4 protein-coding genes are annotated in these 7,734 nt (G+C 69.9%); 2 read left to right on the top strand and 2 right to left on the bottom strand.

The genetic code is table 11. The annotated features are described in order from the left end of the window. The coding region (locus tag IEX61_RS07960) for a PD-(D/E)XK nuclease family protein (protein ID WP_188817477.1) at window positions 1–1,388 on the top strand (1,388 nt) is incomplete at its 5' end. Beyond that, window positions 1,342–5,241 (top strand): helicase-exonuclease AddAB subunit AddA, encoded by a 3,900-nt coding sequence (gene addA / locus IEX61_RS07955; RefSeq protein ID WP_188817475.1) that lies wholly within the window; start codon window positions 1,342–1,344, stop codon window positions 5,239–5,241. The genes IEX61_RS07960 and addA, both read left to right, overlap by 47 nt. A gap of 337 nt (window positions 5,242–5,578) precedes the next feature. Here the strand turns inward: addA and IEX61_RS07950 are convergent, their stop codons facing one another. Continuing rightward, the gene (locus tag IEX61_RS07950) at window positions 5,579–6,592 is read right to left on the bottom strand and encodes an aldo/keto reductase (RefSeq protein WP_054672041.1); all 1,014 of its coding nucleotides are present in this window, start codon (window positions 6,590–6,592) and stop codon (window positions 5,579–5,581) included. A gap of 57 nt (window positions 6,593–6,649) precedes the next feature. Then, window positions 6,650–7,591 carry a DMT family transporter gene (locus tag IEX61_RS07945; RefSeq protein WP_054672045.1) on the bottom strand — a complete coding sequence of 314 codons (942 nt, stop codon included), beginning with the start codon at window positions 7,589–7,591 and terminating at the stop codon, window positions 6,650–6,652. Window positions 7,592–7,734 lie beyond the last annotated feature (143 nt).

Here is a 7,734-nt window from a genome sequence, read left to right as displayed (position 1 = left end):
GGCCGTCGCCGGCGCTGCGCGGCCTGGCCGCGCAGCTGCGCCGGGCGCGGGCCGGGCAGCCCGTCGATGCCGTGTGGTGGGATGCCTACAATTGGTTGGTGGCCCATCCCATGTGGGGACCCCGCATGCGTGCGGTGGCCCGCGTGGCGGTGCAGGGCAATGAAGAGGGACCGCTGGCGGAAGAGACGCGTCGCGCCCTCTACGGGTCGGTTCTGTCGGTGAGCGTCAGCCGCCTCGAGACCTTCGCCGCCTGCCCCTTCCGCCATTTCGCCGCCTACGTCCTCCGCCTCGAGCCGCGGCGTCTGGCCCGGTTGGAGGCCGCCGATATGGGCACGCTCCTTCACGCGGCCCTGCGGATTGCCGTGGAGCGCCTCTGGGACCGCGGGGGGTGGGCGGCAGCGGATGTCGCCGCCTGCCGGGAGCTGGCGGAGGACGCGGTGGCCCGGGCTGCCCAAGAGATGGGCGTGGCTGCACGCCTGCGCACCCGCCGCATGGGCCACTGGCTGCGGGCTCTGGCGCGCGTGGTGGCGGACAGCCTGGCCGCCCTGGCCGAACAGGGGCGGCGGGGCGCCTTTCGTCCGATGGCCTTGGAGGCGCCCTTTGGCGCGGGCCAAGCGCTTCCGGGGTTGCGCCTGCAGCTTTCCGACGGGACCCCGGTTGAGCTGGTCGGGCGCATCGACCGCGTCGATTTCGCCGATGTCGGGGGCAAGCGGTACGTGCGGGTGATCGACTACAAGACGGGGGCGGCGACGGTGTCGCTGGCCCAGGTGGTGCACGGCCTGGCCCTGCAGCTTCCGCTGTACCTCGAGGTGGCGCTGGCCGCCGCCGAGGCGGAGGGGCAGGAGGCCGTGCCCGCCGGAATGTTTCTCTTCCGCCCCCATCGCCCCCTCGTCGACGGCGCCAAGGCCCAGGACGATGCGGATGTTGACCGCCTGCGCCTGCGGGCGTTCCGGCTGCGCGGGTTTGTGACGGCCGACGGGGAGGCGGCGGGCCTGCTGGATGCGCAGTGGGAAAGCGGGCACTCCGACGTCGTGCCGGGCTACCGCAAAAAGGACGGCACCGTCAGCGGGCGCGGCACCGACGCCGTCCTCACCGCCGACCAATGGGCCGTCCTGCGCCGATTTGTGCGGGCCAAGGCGGCGCGTCTCGCGCAGGAGCTGGCCAGCGGCGTGGTGGCCATCTCTCCGTACCAGCTCAAGGCGGAGCGGGCGTGCGCCCGTTGCCCGTACCGACCGGTGTGCCAGTTTGACGCCCTGATCGACGCCCCGCGCGTGCGCCCGCTGGCCGACGTGCGCGGGGAGGCGGCCTGGATGCTCATGAGCGAAGAGGGGAGGGAAGGCGATGCCCACCGTGCCCCCCAAACCGGAGGGCAGCCCGTGGACCGATGAACAGTGGCAGGCCATTTGCCTCCGCGGCGCGAACGTGCTGGTGACGGCCGCGGCGGGCTCGGGGAAGACGGCGGTGCTCACCGAGCGGGTGGTGCGGCGGCTGGTCGACGACGCCGAGCCCGTCGACGTCGACCGCCTGCTCGTGGTCACCTTTTCCAACGCCGCCGCGGCGGAGATGCGCGAGCGCATCGCCTCGCGCCTGGAAGCGCTCCTTTCCGCCAACCCGACGTCGCGCCACCTGCGCCGCCAACTGGCCCTGCTGCCGCGGGCGACCATCACGACGATCCACGCCTTTTGCCTGGACGTGGTCGCGCGCCACGCCGACGCGCTCGGCCTCCCGCCGGTCTTTCGCGTCGCCGATCCCATGGAGGCCCTTTTGCTGGAGGACGAGGCGCTGGAGGCGGTGCTGGAGGAAGCCTATCGCCGTCCGGAAGGCGACCCGTTCTTTTGCCTCGCCGACTGGCTGGGGAGCGAGCGCGGCGACGAGCCGCTCAAGGCGCTGGTGAAGCGGGTGCACGCCTTTGCGCGCAGCCATCCGTGGCCCGAGGCGTGGCTGGAGGAGGCCGCGCGGGCATACGAGGAGGTCGACGGCGAACGGGTGGCCGCGTGGTGGAGCGAGTGGATGCGCCATGTGCGGGCAGAGCTGGCCGGCCTGCGCGACGCGCTCCGCTACGCCCTGACCCTGGCCCAAGCGCCGGGCGGTCCGGCGGCCTACGCCGAGGCGCTGCAGGCCGACCTGGCCCTGCTCGATCGCCTCGTCGAAGGCGCCCGTTCGTGGGAGGCGCTGGCCTCCGCCCTGGAGGACGCGACCTTCACCCGCCTCAAATCGATCCGCGGCGAGGTGGACGAGGCGCGGAAGGCGCGCATCAAGGCGATACGCGACCGGGTGAAGAAGCGCGTCGACGAGCTGCGGCAGACGTTCGGTTCCCGACCGCCCGAGGTGCATCTGGCCGACCTGCGGGCCATGGCGCCGGTGGTGCGCACCCTGGTCGAGCTGGTGGGCGCCTTTGCCGCCCGGTACCAGCAGGTCAAGCGCGAGCGGGGCCTCGTCGACTTTGCCGACCTGGAGCACGGCGCCCTGCAGGTGCTGTGCGCGCCCGCGGAAGCGCCGCATCGCCTGGTGCCGTCTCCCGTCGCCCAGGCCTTGCGCCGGCGCTTTGTCGAGGTCCTCGTCGACGAGTACCAGGACACCAGCCGCGTCCAGGAAGCCATCCTGCGCTTGGTGGCGCGCGACGACGGCCGGTTCCTGGTTGGCGACGGCAAGCAGAGCATCTACCGCTTTCGCCAGGCCGATCCGTCCCTGTTCGTCGCCAAATCGCGCGCCTTTTGTGCGGTGGATGACCCCGAAACGGGGACGCCGGCGGAGGAGCGCGGGGTGCGCATCGACTTGACGCGCAACTTCCGCAGCCGGCGGGAGGTGGTGGACGCGACCAATTTCCTCTTCCGCCAGCTGATGGACGACGAGGTGGGCGAGATCGCCTACGACGCGCGGGCGGAGCTCGTGTGCGGCGCCGCCTACCCGCCGGCGGACGGAGGCGACTACACGTGTGAGCTGGTGCTGATCGACCGGGCGGAAGGGGGGCAGGCGGACGCGGAAACCGGGATGGGCGACGGTGACGGCGCAGCGGAGAACGAGGCCATCGGCGCGGGCGGGGACGGAGGCGCGTCAGCGGAAGAGCCGGATGTTGCCGAAGTGGAAGCGGCCCGTCTGGAGGCGCGGGCCATCGCCCGCGCCATCCGCGCGCTGACGGGCCAAGCGGACGCGCCGCCGCTTTCCGTCTACGACAAGGAACAGCGGGTCGTGCGGCCGGCCTGTTACCGCGACATTGTCGTGCTGCTGCGGGAAAGCCGCACCTGGGCGCCGCTCTTGGTCGAGGAGTTTCACCGCCAGGGCATTCCCGCCGATGCCGAGCTGTCCACCGGCTATTTCGATGCCACGGAAGTGCGGGTGATGCTGGCCCTCCTCGCCGTCCTCGACAATCCGTACCAGGACATTCCGCTGGCCGCCGTGCTCCGTTCGCCCATCGTCGGGCTTTCGGCCGATGACCTGGCCCACATCCGCCTGCAGAAATCGGACGGGCCCTTCTACGAGGCGGTCAAGGCCTACGCCGCGCTGTCCAACGCCCCGCGCCCGGCGCTGGCCGAGAAGCTGCGCGCGCTGCTGGCCGATCTGGACCGCTGGCGCACGCTGGCCGCCCGCCGGCCCCTCGATGCCGTGATCGACACGCTGTACCGGGAAACCGGATATATGGACGCCGTGGGGGCGATGCCCGGCGGACCGCAGCGCCAAGCCAACTTGCGGGCCCTGCTCGCGCGGGCACGCCAATTCGCCCAGGCGGGCCACCACGGGCTTTACCGTTTTCTGCGGATGGTGGAGGCCCTTCGCGAGCAGGGGGAGGACCTCGGTGCGGCGCGGGCCCTCGGCGAACAGGAAAACGTGGTGCGCATCCTCACCATCCACAAGAGCAAAGGCCTGGAATTTCCCGTCGTGTTTGTGGCCGGATTGGGCAAGCGGTTTAACGAGCAGGACGACCGGCAGGCGGTGGTGCTGCATCCCCGTCTGGGCTTGGGCGTAGCGCACGTCGATCCGGAGGCCGGCGTGCGCCGGCCGACGCTGCCCCAGCTGGCCATCCGGCAGCGGCTCAAACGGGAGCGCCTGGCCGAGGAGCTGCGCCTGCTCTATGTTGCCTGCACGCGGGCGCGCGAGAAGCTGATTCTCGTCGGCACCGTGCGCGACCTGGCCAAGGCGGCAGACCGGTGGGCACGCGCCGCCGAATCGTCCGACTGGCTCCTTCCCGCTGCCGAGCGCATGGCGGCCCGCTGCTTCCTGGACTGGATCGCGCCGGCCGTCCTCCGCCACCGCGACGGCGCGCCCCTGCGCTGCGCGGCCCAGGTGGAGCCGACATCTCCCCCCGACGTGCAGGACGACCCGTCGCGGTGGTCGGTACGCCTTCTCCCGGCTTCCGCGCTGGGCGACGGGTCGTCGGCTTCATCCCAGGCGGAAGCCGCGTGGCTGACGGCGATAGCCGAGGGGCGTCCCGTTCCCGTCACCTCGCCGCTGCGCGACGCGGTGGTGAGGGCCTTGGAATGGCGGTACCCCCATGCCGAGGCGGAAGGGCAGTGGGCCAAGCTGTCCGTGTCGGCCCTCAAACGGCAAGCCGAAGCGGGGGAGGAAGCATTCAACGCCGCGGCGTGGGAGCCGACCGACGAGGAGGCGATGGGCGAAGAGGGCTCGGGGGAACCCGGCAGAGGGCCCTCTGCCCGGTTGGCGCAGGCCTTTGCCCTGCGGCCGGCGTTTGTCGCCCCTGCCTTGTCCGCTGCCGAGCGCGGCCGCGCCGTGCACGCCGTGCTGCAGCGGCTTGACCTGAGCGGCCCGCTGGATGAGGACGCCATTCGCGCCCAGCTGGAGGCGCTCGTGCGTGCCGAACATCTGACCGCCGAGCAGGCGGAAGGGGTGGATGCGGCGGCGCTGGCCGCGTTTTTCGCCACCTCCCTTGGCCGGCGGCTGCGCGCGGCCCGGCGCGTGTGGCGGGAGGTGCCCTTTACGCTGGCCGTGCCGGCAAGCGCCTGTTATGTCCTCAAGGAAAGAGGGACGGCGCGGTCCGCAGAGACGGATGCTGGAGACCTCGTCCTCGTGCAGGGCGTCATCGACTGCCTCTTCGAGGAGGACGGCGGTCTGGTGCTCCTCGACTACAAAACCGACCGGATCGACGCGCTCACGGACGAGGCGCTCGTGGCGCGCCACCGCGTCCAGCTTGAGTGGTACGTGCGCGCCGCCTCGCGCATCTGGCGGCAGCCGGTTCGCGAGCGGTATTTGGTCTTGTTGGATGGATGCCGGGTGATTCGGATATGAGGACGTGTGCCCGATTCAGCCCCCGTCTTCGCACCCGCGACATGCCTTCCGTTACCGTTTCATGCACCATCCGATATTGCACCGGAACGCGCCTTTGTTGTTATTGCACCTGGCCTAAAGGCTAGGTGAAGGTTGAAACGAAAGCCCCCAGGGGATACCCTGGGGGTAAAAGTTACCGTTTTGACGACCACGGGCATTTTTTTGATCGACGTACGTCCGAGGACACGTCTGCGCCGCTGCCGTGTTTGATGGAACGTTTTGTTTTCGTGGCGACACAGAAAGCCTCCCCGTAGGTCCGGGGAGGCCGGTCTGCACGATGGGCCATTCCGTTCGGGGGTTATTCCGTTTTGGCTGCCAGTTCCGACCGCGCCGGCGGTCCTTGCTTCTTGCGCGGCTCCACGGGATCGGTGATCGTCTCGTCGAGGATGCGCCGGATGCGCGCCAAGTCTTCGGCCGACAGCGCCCAGCCGACGGCGCCTTCCACCTCGTCCAGTTGCTGGGGCCGGCGCGCGCCCCACAGGGCGACCGAGACGCCGCGCTGCTCCAGAACCCAGCGCACGGCGAGCTGGGCGACGGTCTTTCCGTATTCCGCGGCGAGGGCCTTGAGCCGCTCCACCGCGGCCAGGTACTGGCGGGACCGCTCACCCTTGAATAGGGGATGGCGGCTGCGCAGGTCGTTTTCCGGGAAGGTGGTGTCGGCCGTGATCTTGCCTGTCAACAGCCCGTGCGCCAGCGTGCCCCACGTCAACGTCCCGATGTCGTGGTCGGCGCAGTAGGCGAAGGCGGTGTCGAGCAGATGGGCCTGGAACAGGTTGAGCTGCAGCTGGTTGGAATGCAGCGGGGCCACCTGCCGCCACACCTCCATCTGCTCCGGCGTGTAGTTGCTCACGCCGATGGCCCGGATTTTCCCTTCCTTGTAGAGGCGGTGCAGTTCCTCCGCCGTTTCCTCGATCGGCGTGTCGGGATCGGGCCAGTGCACCTGGTACAGGTCGATGTAGTCGGTGCGCAGGCGGCGCAGGCTGTCCTCGATTTCCTGGCGGATGCGCGCCCGCGTGGCGTTGCGCCACACCCGCTGCCGGTCGTCCCATTCCAACCCCACCTTGGTGGCGATCACCACCTCGTCGCGCCGCCCGCGTTCGGCCAGGGCCTTGCCCACGATCTCTTCCGACAGGCCAAAGCCGTACACCGGCGCGGTGTCGATCAGATTGATGCCGAGGTCGAGGGCCCGATGGATGGCGGCGATGGCCTGCGCCTCGTCGGTTCCGCCCCACATCCAGCCGCCCATGGCCCACGTGCCGAGACCGATGCGCGATACGGTCAGGTCGGAGTTCCCCAGTTTGACGTACTCCATCCCCCATCCCCCTCTGGAAGGTGTTCACTCTCATTGTCAAAACTTGCCGTGCGCCTGTCAAGGGGTGCGGTAGCGCGCACGCGTGTCCCCGGCGATGCCGCGATTCGGGGTTACCACGGGATGCGGGGATTTGCCGCCGCGTACGCCCAAGGAGACGCCGGCGACAATGCAGGCCAAGGCGATGCCGTGCCACACGTGCAGCTCCTCGTCGAGCAGGAGCGCGGAAAAGAACAGGCTGGTGGCCGGCAGCCCGTTGAGCCACATGGCCGTCGTCGCCGCCCCGATGTGCTGGACGGCCCAGTTCCAGAGGAAGGCCCCCATGGCGGTGGACGCCCAGGCGGAGACGAGCAGCACGGCGATCGGCCACCACCCGATCGCGGGCGGGAGCGGGGGCTCGTCGACGAAAAGCGCCGTCACGCCCAATTGCCCGGCGGCGAGCAGGTGGGAATAGGCGCTGACGACAAGGGCCGACGCCTCCCGGGTGGCGACCTTGACGAAAAGCGTGCCGATGACATAGGTGAGCATGGCGCCGAACATCAGCGCATCGCCCCGCTGGATGGCCCCGATGCGGCGCAGGTCGCCGTCGGTGACGAGGAGGGCCACCCCAAGAAAGCCTAGGGTGATGCCGGCCAGGCGCTGCCAGGTGAGCCGTTCGCCGAGGAACCACGCGGCCAAGAGGGAGGTGGCCAAGGGGTTGAGGCCCAGAATGAGGGCGCCGTGGGCGGCGGAGCTGTGGGCCAAGCCGACGGAAAGAAAAATCTGGTGCAAAAAGATCGACGACGTGCCCGCGGCGGCGATGAGCCCCCACGTGCGGCGGGAAAGGCGCGGCAGCCCCTCCCGCCACCACACCAGCGGCACCAGCAAGAGCGCGGCCAGGGCGATGCGCGTGGCGGCGAGCGCAAGCGGCGGAAAGAGGCCCACTAGGTACTTCACCATCACCACATTCAGCCCCCACACGGTTACCACAAACCCGAGGGCCAAGACCACCGAACGGCGCATGCCCTCATCCCCCACTGATTTCGTCGGTCTGATCTTTCGAAAGGCGAAAGGAATCGGATCCTATTGTATCACAACGGAGCGGCAGGTAAAGGGGGTATCGCGCATGGCGGTTTGCGGCAACTTTTGTCGACGCGGCAGGAGAA

This window comes from Calditerricola satsumensis (genome assembly GCF_014646935.1).
GTDB lineage: Bacteria > Bacillota > Bacilli > Calditerricolales > Calditerricolaceae > Calditerricola > Calditerricola satsumensis.
Note: the sequence above shows the minus strand (reverse complement) of the source record. Positions and strands in the feature narration are given on the sequence as shown.

What these genes read in the sequence shown, in the direction of transcription:
- addA (WP_188817475.1), top strand. Translation starts at nt 1,342, where the DNA reads ATGCCCACCGTGCCCCCCAAACCGGAGGGCAGCCCGTGGACCGATGAA.
- IEX61_RS07950 (WP_054672041.1), bottom strand. Translation starts at nt 6,592, where the DNA reads ATGGAGTACGTCAAACTGGGGAACTCCGACCTGACCGTATCGCGCATC.
- IEX61_RS07945 (WP_054672045.1), bottom strand. Translation starts at nt 7,591, where the DNA reads ATGCGCCGTTCGGTGGTCTTGGCCCTCGGGTTTGTGGTAACCGTGTGG.